The following is an 18,654-nucleotide window of genomic DNA, read 5'->3' as shown; positions in this document are numbered from 1 at the left end:
CCCTGCAACTTTTAATACATAAATGAAGTTAGTATCTTTAGACAAATCATTATTTTGGCACAAGAGCTTTCACTTTACATAGTAAATAGAAAGCGTTTTCAAATATATTTCGAAGGGTATGTATCATAGCAGGAAACTCCTATGAATACTTATAGAAGTATGGATACGAATAGGCAGTGAAGAATGTGACAAAACTTACAGGGGAGGATTAAAAGATGAAAAAAATTATGAATCAACCTGAAACACTCGTTATGGAAATGTGCAATGGGATAGTTATGGCTCATCCGGAACTGGAGTTGTTAAAAAAATATAAAGTAATTAAGAAAAAAGAAATGAATGAAAATAAGGTAACGTTAATTAGCGGTGGCGGTAGTGGACATGAACCGGCACATGCGGGTTTAGTAGGAAAAGGGATGCTGGATGCTGCGGTATGCGGTGACGTGTTTGCCTCTCCTTCACAAATACAGGTATATCAAGCAATTAAAGCAACAACCAGCAAAAAAGGTACACTGCTCATTATTAAAAATTACAGCGGAGATATTATGAATTTTAAAAATGGCGCTAACTTAGCTACGGAGGATGGCATTCAAGTAGAGTACGTCCGCGTAGATGATGATATTGCAGTAGAAGATAGCCTTTATACAGTAGGACGCCGCGGCGTTGCGGGAGTTGTGTTAGTACATAAAATTGCTGGAGCGGCCGCAGAAGAAGGTATGGATTTGATGCAGGTCAAAGCTGTAGCGGAAAAAGCAGCGGCAAATGTTCGAACAATTGGTCTAGCACTAACTTCCTGTACAGTTCCGGCTAGTGGATCACCTACTTTCAAATTGGGTGAAGATGAGATGGAATATGGCGTCGGTATTCACGGGGAGCCAGGCAGAAAACGGGAAAAAATGATGGCTGCAGATGAATTAGCTTTACGTATGACAAATGACCTTATGAAAGATTTAGAACTAGATGAAGATGCAGAAATTGCTGTTCTAGTAAATGGATTTGGCGGTACACCTCTTCAAGAACTTTATCTGTTTAATAATGCAGTTACTAGAGAGTTTAGCAAAAGAAATATACGAATCAATAGAACGTTTGTCGGCAATTACATGACGAGTATTGATATGGCAGGAATCTCTCTAACAGTAATGAAACTAGATGATGAACTGAAAACACTACTATCGAAAAAATGTAATACACCTGCATTTAAGGTAGATGGTCCAGTTGAAAGTGTAGAATACGTAGATATTAATGATTACGTAGAAGAGAAACAAGTTTTCTTTGAGACGGAAACAGAGGAAGAACACGCTATCATCAAGAATGGGGTAATCACATTAAATAATATGATTTATCTTATAGATAAAATGAGCGAGATTATTATCAAGAACGAAGTGCCTTTCTGCGAATTGGATACCCACGCAGGGGACGGCGATTTCGGAATGAGTGTTTCTAAAGGATTTAAGGAATTAAAACGAGGATGGAGCTCGATTCTAAATCAGGAACATTTAGATATAGGGACTTTCCTTGATGCTTGTTCTATGATAATTATGGAACATTGCGGAGGAGCTTCTGGTCCAATTTGGGGCGGGGCTTTCCGAGCTGCTGGTAAAGCAGTAGAGGGGAAAATGGAATTAACAGTCAGAGAATTTGCGGAAATGTTACAAGCTACGCTGAAAGGTATACAGTCTGTCGGTGAGCGCTCTTTCGGAAGAGGGGCAGAGGTAGGCGATAAAACGCTTGTAGATGCGCTTGTACCTTGTGTAAATTCCTGGTCAGAAAGCGCCGCAACTGGTGTGGATTTTAAAACAGCTTTTGAGAAAGGTGCAGAGGCTGCTGTTAAAGGAGCAGAATATACAAAAGAAATCGTTGCTCGAATGGGTCGCGCTGGAACAGTTGGTGAAAGAAGCCTAGGTTATCCGGATGCCGGTGCTTATGCGCTAGGAGTTATCTTTACGGAGCTTTCACTTAGTTTAAAATAATGACCGTTTGGTATTTCGGGATGTTGTGTAGACGCATAAAAGAAAATACGAAAGAGATAAAGTCTGGCTCATCATCAAAAGTTGTGGGTGACATTTGTTAAGACGTATGCTTTGTATATAAGTTGATTGGAGTGGAGGGTGGGTGACTCCTTGGGGAATAGTGATTAGGGGAACGAAGGCTAAAAGCATCACATCCTGTGATAACGCCTTCGTGACCAACATCGTGTTGGCCTGACGCCCCTAGGAAGCTCTGCTCTGCGCGAAAGCGAAGCGTCAGCAACAAAGCGCCCAGCTGGAACGGAAATCAACCACACGTTATGGTGATGCTCTTTTTGCGCGCTTTTCTTATTCCGCTATTGTTTGGATTCTAAGAGATTTATCTAAAGGTCATGCGAAGCGAGCCCTATGGACACAACTTATTTCGGATATTGCTACCTTCATAGGTATTTAATTGTTCAAAAATGGGTAGTATGTAAACTAAGTCTTGTGCTTTTCAGTACTTTCCATTAGAATAAATGCAATACATGTAAGACAATGATGAGGAATAGTAAATTTGTGTTTCTTTTTAGAGAGCTAGCGGTTGGTGGGAGCTAGTAGGAAAGCAAATTGAACTCGCCTTCTGAGTCTGCCCGAGTGAAATAGCTCGTGCCGTTCCTTCCGCGTTAAGGAAGCTAAAGCTGAGTGTGATCACTAATGTGGGTGGTACCGCGGGAGATACGAATTCTCTCGTCCCTTTCTAATAAAGAAAGGGACGAGTTTTTTTATTTTTTAAATATTTTGTCAATTCTTAAGTTGAAGAGCATGACACATTCATAGGAGGAAAAATAATGAGTTTTAATCATCAACAAATCGAAAAAAAGTGGCAGCAATATTGGGCTGATCATAAAACGTTTAAAACTGAAAATGAAACAGAAAAACCAAAATTTTATGCGTTAGACATGTTCCCATACCCATCTGGTGCTGGTCTTCATGTAGGACATCCAGAGGGCTACACAGCGACAGATATCCTTTCACGCTTCAAGCGTATGCAAGGCTATAATGTCCTACATCCTATGGGCTGGGATGCATTCGGTTTACCTGCAGAGCAATATGCACTTGATACAGGAAATGACCCGGCAGAATTTACAGCGAAAAATATTGCAACATTTAAGCGTCAAATCCATGAGTTAGGTTTTAGCTATGACTGGGATCGTGAAATTAACACAACGGATCCAGAATACTATAAATGGACACAATGGATCTTTATCCAACTTTATAAAAAAGGTTTAGCTTATGTAGATGAAGTAGCTGTAAACTGGTGTCCAGCACTTGGAACAGTACTTGCAAATGAAGAAGTTATTGATGGAAAGTCAGAGCGTGGTGGTCACCCTGTAGAACGTCGTCCGATGAAGCAATGGATGCTTAAAATTACTGCCTATGCTGATCGTTTAATCGATGACTTAGAGGAAGTTGATTGGCCAGAGTCTATTAAGGATATGCAACGTAACTGGATTGGTCGTTCGGAAGGTGCAGAAGTAACATTTAGTATAGATGGAACAGATGAAAACTTCACAGTGTTTACAACTCGTCCTGATACGTTATTTGGTGCTACATACTGTGTTATTGCACCTGAGCATAAATTAGTAGAGCAAATTACAACTGCTGAACAACGACAAGCTGTTGAAACTTATTTAGATAAAGTAAAATTGAAATCTGATTTAGAACGCACAGATTTAGCGAAAGAAAAAACAGGTGTATTTACCGGTGCCTATGCAATTAATCCGATTAACGGTAAAAAAATGCCGATTTGGGTTGCGGACTATGTACTAGTATCATATGGTACAGGTGCTATTATGGCGGTTCCAGCACATGATGAACGTGACTATGAATTCGCAACAGAATTTGGTTTAGAAATTATTCCTGTTCTTGAAGGTGGAGACATTAGCAAAGAAGCATTCACAGGGGATGGTAAGCATATTAACTCTGACTTCCTTGATGGTTTAAACAAAGAGGATGGTATTGCTAAGGCAATTCAATGGCTTGAAGAAAAAGGCGTAGGGGAGAAGAAAATCTCTTACCGTCTGCGCGATTGGTTATTCTCTCGTCAACGTTACTGGGGTGAGCCAATCCCTATGATTCATTGGGAAGATGGTACAACGACGCCAGTACCGGAATCAGAATTACCATTAGTGCTACCAAAAACAGATAATATTCGTCCTTCAGGTACAGGTGAATCGCCATTAGCAAACATTTCTGAATGGGTAAATGTTGTTGATCCTGAGACTGGCAAAAAAGGCCGTCGCGAAACGAATACGATGCCACAGTGGGCAGGTTCTAGCTGGTACTTCATTCGTTATATTGACCCAACTAATAAAGAAGCCATTGCGGACCCTGAATTACTGAAACGCTGGTTACCAGTTGATATTTATATCGGTGGGGCAGAGCACGCAGTATTACACTTACTATACGCTCGCTTCTGGCACAAAGTATTATACGATTTAGGTGTTGTACACACGAAAGAGCCATTCCACAAATTATTTAACCAAGGAATGATTCTTGGTGAAGGTAATGAAAAAATGTCTAAATCAAAAGGCAATGTCGTTAACCCGGATGAAATCATTTCTTCGCATGGTGCGGACACTTTACGTCTATATGAAATGTTCATGGGTCCACTTGAAGCATCTGTTGCATGGTCAACAAATGGCTTGGACGGGGCACGTCGCTTCTTAGATCGTATTTGGCGTCTATTTGTCAATGAAGATGGAACAATCGCTGCGAAAGTTCAAGCTTCCGATGACAAAACACTTGAAAAATCATATCATCAAACTGTGAAAAAAGTGACTGAGGATTACGAAGGTATTCGCTTCAATACAGCTATTTCGCAAATGATGGTGTTCATCAATGATTGCTACAAAGCAGAAGTAATTCCAACAGCATACGCTGAAGGCTTTGTGAAAATGCTAGCTCCAATGGTTCCACACGTTGCTGAAGAGTTATGGCAGATATTAGGCCATAATGAAACACTTTCATATAAGGAATGGCCAACATATGATGAGTCTAAACTTGTTGATGATGAAGTGGAAGTCGCAGTACAAGTGGCCGGTAAAGTACGTGCAAAAATCATCGTAGCAAAAGATGCTTCGAAAGAAGAAATCGAAAAAGTAGCACTTGCAGATGACAAAGTACAAGAGTATATGGCAGGCAAAAACTTAGTAAAAATAATTGTCATCCCAGGCAAGCTTGTAAATATCGTCGTTAAATAATAATGTTAAAAGTGTCCAATATTTGGGCACTTTTTTCTTTTATACTGAAACCAACTGAGATTTCGATACGACTATAGTGTGAATAGGAGGTGTTTGTTTGAGTGAGCATTTAGCAAGGGTTATGGATGAGCATGGTGAATATTGTCTTCGAGTAGCTTATCTATATGTTAAAGACTGGGCTATTGCAGAAGAAATCGTTCAGGATGTATTTTTTGCCTATTATCAGCAGCAGGAGCGCTTTGAACAACGATCCTCACTAAAAACATATTTAGTAAAAATAACAGTACATAAAAGTCATGACTATTTACGAAGCTGGAAAAATAAGCGTCATATTTTATTTGAAAAACTGCACATTGGAGTCAGTAAACGATCGCCTGAAACAAATTTGCTCGAAAAGGATGAGCGGAGAATTTTAACAGCAGCATTGTTGGAGCTTCCAATTATCTATCGAGAAGTTATCATTCTTTATTATTATCAAGAATTAAAGGTTCGAGAGATAGCAGAGGTTCTTGCATGTACAGAAAATACAGTGAAAACAAGACTACGTAGAGCTAGACAAATGTTGCAGGAAAAACTGGACAAAAGCCATTGGGAGGTGCTAGAAGATGACATCTTTTAAGGATAAACTGGATAAAGAGCTTGGAGAGGCACCACGTTTCTCACAACAATTGCAGGAGCGTATTTTGCACAATGTAGTTCAGCAAGATAAACAACCTCGTAGATGGCAATATCCAGCGATTATCATTGGGACAGTCGTGACGTTATTCTTTTTGATTGTAATTGGTCCGTGGAAGCAAGTAGATACATCTAAGCATGCTACGTTTGTTGAGCTAGCCCAACATGAGGTTAAACAGTTTACGAGTACTTATAATTGGGAAGAAGATACCTTTAAGGCTGGAAGAGCTGGCTGGATCTTAGGACAACAGGTTTATAAAAAAGATTCGGAAACAAAGCTGATTGCTAATACGCTTCAAAAGGCAGTTGTTTCGAAGAAGGATAATGATTATTATGCATTTCGAGATATATGGGTGGAGTTTGACAATGGGCAGGTTGTGCAGCTAAAAATATTCCGAAACGATGAGCAGTTAGCTTTTAGTGATAGTCATACAAATATCTTTTACAAGGTGGAAGATGACGACATTGCGTCAGCATTTATTGCCTTTATGGTAAAAGATAAAAAAGATATTGGTTTCGGCGAGATGTTTGCTTTTTTTATAATTGCTTTCTTGTTAGTGTGGCTTATCGAAAAAGCTATTCGAAAAAAGTTTAGCATTCCAAAGGAGCCAAAATATATCAATACAGGTCATCAACGTACAACGTATATTGCTAAGTTTATACAAGGGGCGACTTTAATTTTATATAATATTTATGGTTGGTTTTTATATACAGCCGCAATTTGTGCATTTTTAGTAGTCTTCATGATGAGTGCTATTGTGATTGACTATTATTATGGGCGTAAAGAAAAAAGACATTATGTAACGATAGGTTCATTTATTGTATTAGTGCCACTAATAATTGTATTTATCATTTATTTTATATAAAAAGGAAAGAGATGCTCGGTTTATTCCAGAGCATCTCTTTTTGATACATGACTAGATTAATGGAGAACTTCATATCGGAATATGTAATGACATTGCCTAAAAATGACTGTCTTTAATCGAATGCATATCTCCGTAAAGAGAACCAAGGTGATAATTGAGGTATCAAATCAAATAAAGAGTGTGCTGGTATTTATAAAAACAATCCATAATTGGGGTTTCCATACATTAACAATATTTGGTTGAAAAGCGCTATTTTTACTTGTGCACTATAGCAAATATTTTTGTTATAACTGATTGGTTTAGTTGCTTTTAAGTTTAAAAAGCATAACTAGCTATAGCTAAAAAGAATGTGTAGGATTCTTTTTAAAAGAAAAAATATATATTTGAATAATAAAAATGAATAGGTAATGATTATTCGTTTTGAAGTATGCGCAATGTGTATTGTATTTATTTAATTGAATATCCATTAAAAGTTAATCGAATCATTTAACATGATTTTTGAATTTTCTTTTGCGTGAAAGATATTTGTTTATTTTGGTTATGTAATTCTCTTTAATCCCTAATATTTCTACTTAACGGATATTTGTTCATGACCCATTAAAGAAACAAGAAGAAATAATAAGCGTTAGAAAAAGTGGAATATACATAGATTGCATGTGAAGATATGCACAAAATTAATTATACTAATATAATTAATGTGGAGTTGGATAATAGAGTAGAAAAATAATAATAGCTAAAAAATGTTGTGGTTTTTGTTTAATAAACATCTATTTGCTTAGAGACTGTAGGGTTTTCGTTATAAAATTATAGGGGTAAAAAATAAAATACTTTTTGCAGAAATAATATTTTTTAAAAAACATCTTGCATTTGAATAATTCTAAGTGGTAAATTGTTTTACAGAGACGTTCATAAAACTTTCACAGGTAGCAAAAGAGGGGAGAAAAGAGAAATTATGAATAAAAATAGATGGTTAATTGCATTATCCGCAATCGCTATTCACCTTTCAATCGGTGGAGCATATGCATACAGTGTATACAAGATACCGATTGTCACAGAAATGGGATGGAGTGAAACAAACGTAACAGTTGCCTTCACAATAATGATGGGGCTTGCTGGTTTTTCAGCAGCATTATTTGGTAACTTAGTAGAAAAAATGGGGCCTCGTAAATCTGCTATGATAGCAGCTGTTCTATTTGGGGCAGGACAAGCTGGTGCAGGTGTAGCGATTTCAATGGATTCCGTAACATTGTACTGGTTAACATATGGTTTACTAAGTGGATTGGGTATGGGTATTGGTTATATTGCGCCTGTATCGACATTAGTAAAATGGTTCCCGGATCGCCGCGGATTAGCAACAGGTATGGCTGTACTTGGATTTGGTTCAGGAGCACTTATTACAGCGCCAGTCGCAGCTAACTTAATGGAGGCTGTGGGTATTTCTACAACGTACTTTATTTTAGGGGCAAGTTATTTCACGTTAATGATTTTAGGGGCTTCATATATAGCACCGCCTAAACCTGGTTATATGCCAGCGAATATGAAGGCTGCTGCAGATAATGGTAAAGAAGTAGTGAAGAAAGATTTAGCTGTCATGTCAGCACGTGAAGCTGTAAAAACTAAGCATTTCTGGATGCTTTGGTCGATGCATTTAGTAAACGTAACAGCAGGTATTATGATGATTTCTGTTGCATCTCCAATGGCTCAAGAAATTGTAGGGTTATCAGTTGCGGGAGCCGCAGCAATGGTAGGAATAATGGGATTATTTAATGGTGGTGGTCGTTTAATATGGGCTGCTGTGTCCGACTATATTGGTCGTTCGAACGTCTTTGTAATTTTCTTTATCGCACAGCTAGTTACATTTATCGTCTTACCACATACTACAAACGTTATTATTTTCCAAGCGCTTATTTTCTTAGTAGTTAGTTGCTATGGAGGAGGTTTCTCGAATCTACCTGCATTTGCAAGTGATTTATTCGGTACGAAACAACTTGGAGTTATTCATGGTTATTTATTAACGACTTGGTCTTTAGGTGGTATTTTTGGTCCACTTTTAGTGAGCACTATTAAAAATTCTTACGGTAGCTATATTCCTGTATTCTATGTGTTTACAGGGTTGATTGCAGCTTCATTAATTATTTCATTAACTTTACGTGCAGATGTACGTAAACAAACAGCATTAAAAGAAGCTTCTCAAAAGGTTGGAGACGTCTCCGCTACACGATAATTTTACTTTCAATTCGCACTTGAAGGTAATGGCCATATGAGTGTCATTTCGCACATGACGCTTGTATGGTCTTTTTTTGTAGCTGTTGTTATATAACACTTGATTAATCTCTGTTTAATGTATAACAGTTGGTGTCTGCTGTCAATATCATTACGGGAAATGAAGTGATTTCGCTACTAAAAGAGAAATTTTGTAACGAAAAGCAAATGCGAGGTTTATAAACTAATTAGCAAGTTGGTGGCCACAAACTAATGTTTTGAAGCATTTTCGTCTTGAACGAAACGATAAAGAATAAAAGTATAAATAGGTTACCATTTCATTTTTTTGCGGTTACATGAATAAAAGATTCAACAGATCATTCAATCGTTCATTTTTATCCCTTCATCAATTTGATTGAATCTTTTCAAAACTTAGAACGTATATAAAATAAATAAGGAGGCATTGTGATATGGGGAAATTTTCTTTAAACGAGTTTATTAATAAAACACAGCAGGACGACAACGAAAATGAATATTTCGAGTTAGAAACTGAGCGTGTATTAGAGGTCAACCTAAATGGCGAGGTTTGGTCGAAGATGGGCGCGATGATTTCTTACGTAGGAGATATTAAGTTTGAGCGTGAGCGTGTGTTGGAGCATGGCTTAGGTAAAATGTTTAAAAAGGCATTAACTGGTGAAGGTACACAACTTATGAAAGCGAAAGGTAAGGGGCGACTTTATTTAGCCGATCAAGGAAAAAAAATAACGGTCTTCGATCTAAAGGATGAAGGTATTTGTGTAAACGGTAATGATTTACTCGCATTTGAGCCTAGTATTGATTGGGATATTCATTTGATGCGTAAAATGGCAGGAGTCATGTCAGGTGGGTTGTTTAATGTAACCTTACAAGGAAGAGGGAAGGTAGCTATTACAACTCATTTCGAACCGTTAACCTTGTTAGTGAAGCCTGGTGAAACGGTCTATACTGATCCACATGCCACAGTAGCATGGTCAGGTAATTTGTCTCCCGAGTTTAAAACAGATATTAGCTTCCGAACATTTATCGGTCGAGGTAGTGGTGAATCCATTCAAATGGCGTTTTCTGGTGAAGGGTTTGTCATCATTCAACCATATGAGGAAGTATATATGTCAAAAGAAGGCTAAAAAAGCGTGTCCGCGTTTTCAGGACACGCTTTTTTAATGTGGAAAAACAAAGCGCTCAGTCGGAACGGAAATCAACCCCTCGCTTTGCTGAAGAGTCATACTTTATCTTTTTTTTCATGTGATAAAAATCGCTAAAAGTCCGAGATACAGAGTAAACTACATTCCTGCGTTCATCCCTGCAATACGTCCTGTAACAAGTGCAGACGTAATATTATAGCCACCTGTGTAGCCATGAATATCAAGGATTTCTCCACAGAAAAATAAACCATCTTTTTTCTTTGAAGCCATTGTCTTTGGTTCAATCTCTTTAACAGAGACGCCACCACCAGTGACAAATGCTTTTTCAAGGGATTGTGTACCACTAACTGTCATTGTGAAATTGACGAGTAATCTAGCTAAGTTGCGGATTTTTTCCTGTGATAATTCAGTACCTGTCAGTTGTACATCGATATCTGCACGCTCACATAAAAATAGTAGCCAGCGTTCGGGCGCAATACCTTTCCAAACATTTTTCACCGCTTTTTTTGGATCTTCTTTAATGAGTCTGTTTAAATATTGCAGGCACGTTTCCTGATTATAATCAACAAGTGTTTGGATACGCATTGTCACAGGCTCGTAACCTGTTTTCATTAATTCTTTCACGATAAATTGACTACAGCGTAAAACGGCAGGACCGCTTATCCCGAAATGAGTAAAGAGCATGTCCATTTGATGTGTTACGAGCGCCTTGCCCTTTTTGTTTAAAACCGAGACAGCGACATCACGTAACGCAAGTCCTTGTAGCTCACGAGCTTGAATAAAATCCTCTTTTGATAGAACAGGAACCTCAGTAGGGAAAAGCGTTGTAATGGTATGGCCGGCACGCTCTGCCCATGGATAACCATCTCCTGTTGAGCCTGTTTGTGGAACAGCTTTCCCACCAACGGCAACGATTACGGCCTCACTACGAATTTCTGTGCCATCTGTAAGACGTACCCCAAGAATTTTTTCCTCATCCATTAGCATCTTATTAACGGGTGTGTTTAAGCGTACTTCCACGTGTAGTCTCTGAAGCTGACGAATAAGTGCATCTACAACATCTTGCGCGCGGTTAGATACAGGAAACATACGTCCATGATCCTCCTCTTTTAATGCCACACCAAGTCCTTCGAAAAATGCAATTATATCTTCGTTATTATAAACCGTGAATGGGCTGTAAAGAAAACGACCATTTCCAGGTATGTGCTTGACGATTTCTTCAACAGACAAACGATTTGTGACATTACAGCGACCACCGCCTGAAATGGCCAATTTTTTGCCGAGCTTTGTTCCTTTTTCTAGTAATAATACTTTCTTTTTACGTTCTCCAGCAGCGATAGCAGCCATTAAACCGGATGGGCCACCACCGATAACGATAACATCGTACATATATTTAAAAACTCACTTTCTTTTCAAATTAGGAATCTTTCCTATTATACATGAAGTCTATATAGAGGGGCTTCTTTCACATTGAAAATACGACAAAAGTATTTTATAATTTCTTATCTTCTACTTCACGTGGCTCTTCGCCATAACGTGTGGTTGATTTCCGTTCCGACCGGGCGCTTTCCTGGGGGCGTCCGATGAGCCGCTTGGGCCAACACGATGTTGGTCACGAAGGCGTTATCACAGGATGTGATGCTCTTAGCCTTTGTTCCCCTATGTGCTCGCTCCAGGGTCTCATCTGTGACGCTAATCCCCAAGGAGTCGCCCAGTCTCCACTACAATCAACTTATACACATGACATAAGTTTTAATATAATGTCATCCAAAGCTTTCAGTGAAGGGCAGAAGATGTAAAAATTGAAGTGTTTTTAGTGAGATAAAGTACTCGTCGATTGAACGAATACTCGGTGTAGAATAATCTCCCTGATGAAAGTTTTACTTTATCAGTATTGTCTGTATGAAATGAATGTCTTTTCATGCTATTATGGTAAAGGTTATGCACTAAATTATGAGGTGAAAAATAGAATGTGCGGATTTATAGGCTATATTAATGGAACAAATGTGATCGATCATCATCAAACGATCGAAAATATGATGAATACAATTATTCACCGTGGACCAGACAGCGGTGGGATTCACAGTGACGATAAAGTAACGTTAGGATTCCGTCGATTAAGTATTATCGACTTATCAGACGTGGCAAATCAGCCGTTGTACAGTGCGGATGGTAATATCGTTCTCGTATTTAATGGAGAGATCTTTAACTTCCAAGAGCTACGAGCTGATTTGATTGAAAAAGGTCACAACTTTAAAACACACTCTGATAGTGAAGTTATTATTTATGGTTATGTGGAATATGGTGTAGACTTTGTCAAAAAGTTACGCGGAATGTTCGCATTCTGTATTTGGGATAAAAAGAATGATTTACAATTCATCGCTCGTGATGGCTTTGGTATTAAGCCACTGTATTATACAGAAAACACAACAGATGGTACGTTTATTTTCGGTTCAGAAATTAAATCATTTTTACCACATCCATCATTTATTAAAGAGTTAAATAAAAATGCGCTACGTCCTTATTTGACGTTCCAATATTCTTCAATGGACGAAACGTTCTTTAAAGGTGTGTACAAATTACAACCGGCACACTATATGCTTATTGAAAATGGACAAAAGAAAATTGTGCAGTATTGGGATAAAAAATTCCATGCAAAAGAAGCTCCAATTGAAAAATATGTAGAAGACATTCGTACGACAGTAAAAGAATCAGTAGATGCGCATCAAATAAGTGATGTAAAGGTTGGTTCTTTCTTATCAGGTGGTATTGATTCAAGTTATATTACTTCATTATTACGCCCTGATAAATCCTTCTCTGTTGGTTTCTCCGATTATGAGGATATGTTTAATGAAACAAATTTAGCAAAAGATTTATCGGATACATTAGATATTCAAAATGAGCGTAAATATATTTCGGCAGATGAGTGCTTTGAAGCATTACCAAAAATTCAGTGGCATATGGACGAGCCGCAATCAAACCCATCTTCTGTACCGCTATACTTCCTTTCAGAGTTAGCATCGAAGGATGTAACAGTAGTACTTTCAGGTGAAGGTGCGGATGAAATTTTCGGTGGCTACTCATGGTACCAAAACTCTGGCAAAATGCAAAAATATGAGAAAGTTCCATTTGGTATTCGTAAAGCGTTACGTGGTATGGCAGAGGCGTTACCTAAAAATCAATATACGCACTTCCTTGTTAAAGGTGGTCAAACAGTAGAAGAGCGTTTCATTGGGGAAGCGGTCGTGTGGGATGAAGAAGATGCATTAAATGTCTTGAAACCAGACTATAAAAATGGTCCATCTGTAAAATCGATTACAAAACGTATTTACGATGAAGTTCCAGGCGATGATGATGTTACTAAAATGCAGTATCTTGATTTAAATCTTTGGATGCCAGGCGATATTTTATTAAAAGCAGATAAAATGAGTATGGCTCATTCAATTGAATTACGTGTACCATTTTTAGATAAAGAAGTAATGGAATTAGCGAAAAACATTCCATCAAAATATCGCGTAAATGACATTGATACGAAATATGTTCTTCGTCAAGCGGCGCATCAGGAATTACCTGAAGAATGGGCAAAACGTCCGAAGCTTGGCTTCCCGGTGCCAATTCGTCACTGGCTACGTGAAGAAAAGTATTATAAATTGGTAAAAGAAATGTTTACAACTGACTTTGCCAATGAATTCTTTGATACAAAACAATTAGTAGGCTATCTAGATGAGCACTATGAAGGGAAAGCAAATCGTGGGCGTTATATTTGGACAGTCTATGTGTTCTTAGTATGGTATAAACAATTTTTCGTAGATATGTAATAGAGAAGTAGCTTTAATCGGTGGGGGTTTTCGTAATCTCCACCGATTATTTTGAACCTTCTACTTTCCTTGGGGAGGACATAACTGCTATTTTTTATGGAGTGCTAGAACTTTTTAATGTATTTATGCGTCTCTTTACCTAGTAAATATGTTAAGATTACAGTTGGTTTATTTATATTATATTTTTCCAGGAAATGTTTTCTTGTTGTTTTCTGAATTTTGTTAATGTAGTCCTGTAGTTTTAACAGTGAAAGTAAGCTTTTTTATCTGGTAGCGTTTGCAAGTTGTTGTGAAACATCTCATAGCCGATTCCGGAAGCAATTATGCCGAGGTATAATTGATCGGCAAATATTTTATAGTTTTTTCTAAGTGTTACGATATTGAAAATATTGATTTTACGATGAATGGATGGGTACAATGTCCAATTTAATGAAAGGTACTGCGATATTAACGATGGGAATGTTTTTATCGAAGATACTCGGATTAATTTATATTTTTCCTTTTTATGCGATTGTGGGTGAGGAGAATGTAGCCCTTTATCAATATGCATATATTCCCTACTCGATTATGCTAGCAATAGCCATCTCGGGTGCGCCAATTGCGGTATCCAAATTTGTATCTAAATACAATGCAATAGGTGATTATCAATCAGGCCGCAAGCTTATGAAATCAGGCATACTTATTATGATGTGTACTGGGTTAGCGGCGTTTATTGTTCTCTTTATATTAGCTACACCAATAGCCGGTCTTGTTATTAAAAGTGATGAACAGGCATTTTCGGTAGAGCAAATTGCCTCAGTTATTCGCTGGGTTAGCTTTGCGTTAATTGTTGTGCCATTTATGAGTCTTTGGCGTGGATTTTTCCAAGGCTATGACAAAATGGAACCTACAGCAGTTTCTCAGTTAGTAGAGCAAATTGTTCGAATTGTTGTGTTATTGGGTGGTTCATTCTTAGTTGTGGTAGTTTTTAATGGGAAACCAGAAACAGCAGTTTCCTTTGCGGTGTTTGCTGCCTTTATTGGAGCAATTGGCGGGTTGCTAGTACTCTATTATTATTGGAAAAAATATCAACCTGAATTTGATTTATTGCGCAGTCAAAGTGTTACAACTACACAGTTACCAATGTCTAACATATATAAAGAAGTCATTACGTATTCGATTCCGATGGTGTTTGTAGGTGTTGCTAATCCGTTGTTCCAATTAGTGGATATGCTCACGTTTAATGGAGCTATGGCATCTATAGGCTTAGCGGAAGTGACGGATAAGTATTTATCAATGATAAACTTTACAACACATAAAGTTGTTATTATTCCAGTAATGCTAGCTACAGGTTTTTCAATGGCGCTAGTACCGACGATTACAAAATATTTTACGCAAGGTGAGTATTTATCGCTACGACATGCAATGGATAAGACATATCAGATATTGATTTTTATTACATTGCCAGCGGTAGTTGGGATATCATTGTTATCGAATGAAATATATTTTATGCTCTATTCTGAAAGTGAGATGGGGGCTATGATTTTAGCTCATTATGCTCCTATTGCTATTTTGTTTGCATTATTCCAAGTGACAGCAGCTCTTTTACAGGGCATTGATTTCCAAAAGTGGATTGTCCTCAGCTTATTATCTGGGATTTTAGTCAAGCTAGCGATTAACATTCCTTTAATTCGTTTAATGGAGGCAGATGGTGCACTTCTTGCCACAGCTATTGGCTATAGTGTTTCAATTATCATTAATATACTTGTGCTACGACAAACACTGAATTACAGATCAGAAATGGTTATTCGTCGTGTCATGCTCATTTCTCTTTTGACAGCTGCAATGGCGGCAAGTGTATTCATCGTTCATACACTTTTAGAGTTATTAATGGGACCAGTAAGTGGTAAATTCTCAGCATTAGTTTATTCTGTTATTTGTGCTGGAGTAGGTGTAGCAGTATATGGCTTTTTGTCTTTACGCCTAGGCTTAGCACAAAAGCTTCTCGGTGAACGATTGACAAGAATAACGAACAAACTGGGTTTTAAATAGGAGGTACTAATGCGATTAGATAAATTACTGTCGAATATGGGTTACGGGTCACGCAAGGAAGTTAAGCAGCTTCTAAAGCAAAAAGCAGTGACAGTAGATGGTGCATATGCGAAGGATGCAGCATTACATGTTGATCCTGAAAAGCAGGAGGTTTCTGTATTTGGTGAACGTGTGAACTATACAGAATTTGTATACTTTATGATGAATAAGCCTCCTGGTGTTATTTCTGCAACGGAGGATTTACGAGATGAAACCGTCATTGATTTGTTAGACCCTTTACATCAGCATTTCCAGCCTTTCCCTGTTGGTCGCCTAGATAAAGATACAGAGGGATTATTGCTAATAACAAATGATGGTACGTTAGCACATAATTTATTGTCTCCTAAAAAACATGTGCCGAAGGTTTATTATGCACAAATAGAAGGAATTGTGACTGAGGAAGATTGTGAGAAATTTGCTCAAGGTGTTGAGCTAGATGATGGTTATGTAACCAAACCAGGAGAGCTCATCATATTAAAATCTGCTCAACAATCAGAAATTGAGTTAACGATCCAAGAAGGCAAGTTTCATCAGGTGAAGCGTATGTTTGAGGCTGTTGGAAAACGTGTAACCTATTTAAAACGTCTATCAATGGGCAATCTAAAGTTAGATGACAGTCTAGATTTAGGTGAATATCGAGAATTAACGGCTGAAGAGCTAGCCTGCTTACAAAATAGGGATTAAAGAATACCTCGATGCTAACGATGATTAGTATCGAGGTATTTTTTATATACATACTTATACCAGTAACTGTATAATTGATGTAAACTTTGGTGAAAGGCTATTTAGTCTATGGGACTAAAAATCACTAAATGTTTCGAAAAAATGATGGTGAAAATAAGTAGAGGTCACGTTAATGAAAAACCTAAGAATTAAATTATTAATATCTTTAATTGCCTTTGCATTAATACTTGTTACTGTAATTTTTTATTTCAATAGGCAAATACTTACGGCAGATATCGAAAAACAAGAAGTCATGAATAGAACATTAATTGAAAATCACATTCTGACAGATATGCAAACAGTAGATAATGCACATTATTATTTTGATAAAAATCTCTCTGAGAAAATGGAAGCAGTACTACGAAAACTAATTACAAATTATGAGGCAAACCCACATATAGCAAAGTGGGATTTGCAGAAAATAAAAAACGAGCATGGAATGGATGTGTACATACTCGATCAATCAAATACCGTCATTTATACAACTTTTGAAAAAGATAAAGGTTTAAATTTTTCTCAATGCTGCACACGTTTTTCTACTTTACTAGACAAGCGTCGAGTAAGCGGGGAATACTATGCTGATGGTATAGATATTTCAACAACTACTGGGGGATATCGAAAATTTGGTTATTTAGCAACACCTGACAAAAAATATTTGTTCGAGGTAGGTATAGACTTACTTGAAGATCCTGTATTCCAAACTTTTAACTTCGGAAAGACTGCTGACTATCTAATTGATAAATATGCTGATTTGTTAGAAGTACAAACGATAAGTGCGGGAGGGATTTTCTTTGATGATTCTAAATCTCGTAAAACTGTAAAAGATCAATCGGAAATATTTCAAGAGCATTTTGAGCTAGCAAAAGAAACGATGAAGCCAACGGAATATGAAAAGAAGTTTAAAAACGGCTATATTGAAAGGTACCGTTTTTTACCATATAAAGCAGAAACGGTTCGGGGAGCATCCTCTAAAAGAGTTGTATATGTAAAATACGGTAATTTCACTGAAATTAGAGCGCTAACTAAAAATACAAAGCAGTTTAGACTGTTACTGGGTATTGCCTTAGTAACTTCTTTCATCATGCTATTAGTCATCAACAAACTCCTTTCCAAAACGATTCATCTCGCAACATACGATCCATTAACAAATGTTTACAATCGTGCTACCTATATTAGAAAAATGGGCAATTTATTAAGAAAAAGGAAGACGAATCAACCTGGTTTATTGCTGTTAGATTTAGATAATTTCAAACAAGTAAATGATCGATTTGGACATGTTGAAGGTGACAAGATCCTGATTGAAACAGCCAGAATTTTAAAACAAGAAGTAGGGAAAAATGGCTTTGTTGTTAGATTTGGTGGAGATGAATTCGCAATTGTTTTGTATGATACGAAAGATGAATATATGGAAAGATTAGCGCATTCTATTTTGGAGAAAATTCATCACTTGAAGTATGCGGATACAATTTCTGATGATACATGGTCTGTACTTTCAGTCAGTATGGGCGGTGCCATTTGCAGTCATCCAAATGAGTCAGAAAGAAGCTTATTTGAGCGTGCAGATAAGGCATTATATCAATCGAAAAATGCTGGTAAAGACCAATACAGCATTTATGAAGAAGTTACTGTTGAGGAAGAACGCTAAAGTCACTTTGAAATTTTGAATATAATTGTAAAATAAATCATTAGCTCGCTCCAGTCTTATTAGTGAGTCCAAGTAAGTATTTCAACTGCTTGAGATTCGCTGATAGACATGGAGCGTTTTTTTGACTGAAGGGAATTTCCCTAAAACCCACTGATTAAAGTTTCACTTTGTCCCGTATTAACGGGCAGTAAGTTGTCTTACTGAAGCGAAGCGTCAAGTACTCCCACTTCAAAACGTAATGAGAGCAAAGAAATTAGGTAGGAGG

Annotated in this window: 11 protein-coding genes and 1 other annotated feature; of the genes, 10 read left to right on the top strand and 1 reads right to left on the bottom strand. The window is 37.4% G+C overall.

From position 1 onward, the window contains the following. Window positions 1-215: 215 nt before the first annotated feature. The 6 genes from dhaK (at window position 216) to ACQKN2_RS09160 (ending at window position 10,115) form a co-directional block, all read left to right on the top strand. Entirely contained in the window at window positions 216-1,967 is a 1,752-nt protein-coding gene (gene dhaK / locus ACQKN2_RS09185) for a dihydroxyacetone kinase subunit DhaK (RefSeq protein WP_427414700.1), read from the top strand. Window positions 1,968-2,492: 525 nt separating this feature from the next. Next, window positions 2,493-2,704, top strand: a binding site (T-box leader). A gap of 90 nt (window positions 2,705-2,794) precedes the next feature. After that, a complete protein-coding gene (leuS, locus tag ACQKN2_RS09180; protein WP_427414699.1) occupies window positions 2,795-5,209 on the top strand; it encodes a leucine--tRNA ligase in 2,415 nt (804 codons plus the stop codon). 97 nt (window positions 5,210-5,306) lie between these two features. Beyond that, window positions 5,307-5,828: a sigma-70 family RNA polymerase sigma factor gene (locus ACQKN2_RS09175; RefSeq protein ID WP_427414698.1), complete on the top strand. Its 522-nt coding sequence runs from the start codon at window positions 5,307-5,309 to the stop codon at window positions 5,826-5,828. Beyond that, window positions 5,815-6,750, top strand: coding sequence for a DUF4181 domain-containing protein (locus tag ACQKN2_RS09170; RefSeq protein WP_427414697.1), 936 nt, complete (start codon window positions 5,815-5,817; stop codon window positions 6,748-6,750). The genes ACQKN2_RS09175 and ACQKN2_RS09170 overlap by 14 nt, the downstream gene beginning before the upstream one ends. A gap of 952 nt (window positions 6,751-7,702) precedes the next feature. Further along, window positions 7,703-8,974 carry an L-lactate MFS transporter gene (locus ACQKN2_RS09165; RefSeq protein ID WP_323651340.1) on the top strand — a complete coding sequence of 424 codons (1,272 nt, stop codon included), beginning with the start codon at window positions 7,703-7,705 and terminating at the stop codon, window positions 8,972-8,974. A 448-nt stretch (window positions 8,975-9,422) separates the two neighbouring features. Beyond that, on the top strand, window positions 9,423-10,115 hold the full coding sequence (locus tag ACQKN2_RS09160; protein WP_323651341.1) for an AIM24 family protein: 693 nt from the start codon (window positions 9,423-9,425) through the stop codon (window positions 10,113-10,115). Window positions 10,116-10,271: 156 nt separating this feature from the next. Here the strand turns inward: ACQKN2_RS09160 and ACQKN2_RS09155 are convergent, their stop codons facing one another. Next, window positions 10,272-11,522, bottom strand: a complete 1,251-nt coding sequence (locus tag ACQKN2_RS09155; RefSeq protein WP_427414696.1) for an NAD(P)/FAD-dependent oxidoreductase — start codon at window positions 11,520-11,522, stop codon at window positions 10,272-10,274. A gap of 581 nt (window positions 11,523-12,103) precedes the next feature. Here ACQKN2_RS09155 and asnB point away from each other — a divergent pair. From asnB to ACQKN2_RS09135, 4 genes are all read left to right on the top strand, one after another. Further along, the gene (gene asnB / locus ACQKN2_RS09150) at window positions 12,104-13,951 is read left to right on the top strand and encodes an asparagine synthase (glutamine-hydrolyzing) (RefSeq protein ID WP_323651343.1); all 1,848 of its coding nucleotides are present in this window, start codon (window positions 12,104-12,106) and stop codon (window positions 13,949-13,951) included. A 417-nt stretch (window positions 13,952-14,368) separates the two neighbouring features. Beyond that, window positions 14,369-15,982 (top strand): putative polysaccharide biosynthesis protein, encoded by a 1,614-nt coding sequence (locus ACQKN2_RS09145; RefSeq protein WP_427414695.1) that lies wholly within the window; start codon window positions 14,369-14,371, stop codon window positions 15,980-15,982. Between the two features lie 9 nt (window positions 15,983-15,991). Beyond that, window positions 15,992-16,705 (top strand): pseudouridine synthase, encoded by a 714-nt coding sequence (locus ACQKN2_RS09140; protein WP_427414694.1) that lies wholly within the window; start codon window positions 15,992-15,994, stop codon window positions 16,703-16,705. 172 nt (window positions 16,706-16,877) lie between these two features. Beyond that, entirely contained in the window at window positions 16,878-18,389 is a 1,512-nt protein-coding gene (locus ACQKN2_RS09135) for a GGDEF domain-containing protein (RefSeq protein ID WP_427414693.1), read from the top strand. Window positions 18,390-18,654: the final 265 nt, after the last annotated feature.

It is taken from the genome of Lysinibacillus sp. NPDC093688, assembly GCF_050280145.1.
GTDB classification, from domain to species: Bacteria; Bacillota; Bacilli; order Bacillales_A; family Planococcaceae; genus Lysinibacillus; species Lysinibacillus xylanilyticus_B.
Note: the sequence above shows the minus strand (reverse complement) of the source record. Positions and strands in the feature narration are given on the sequence as shown.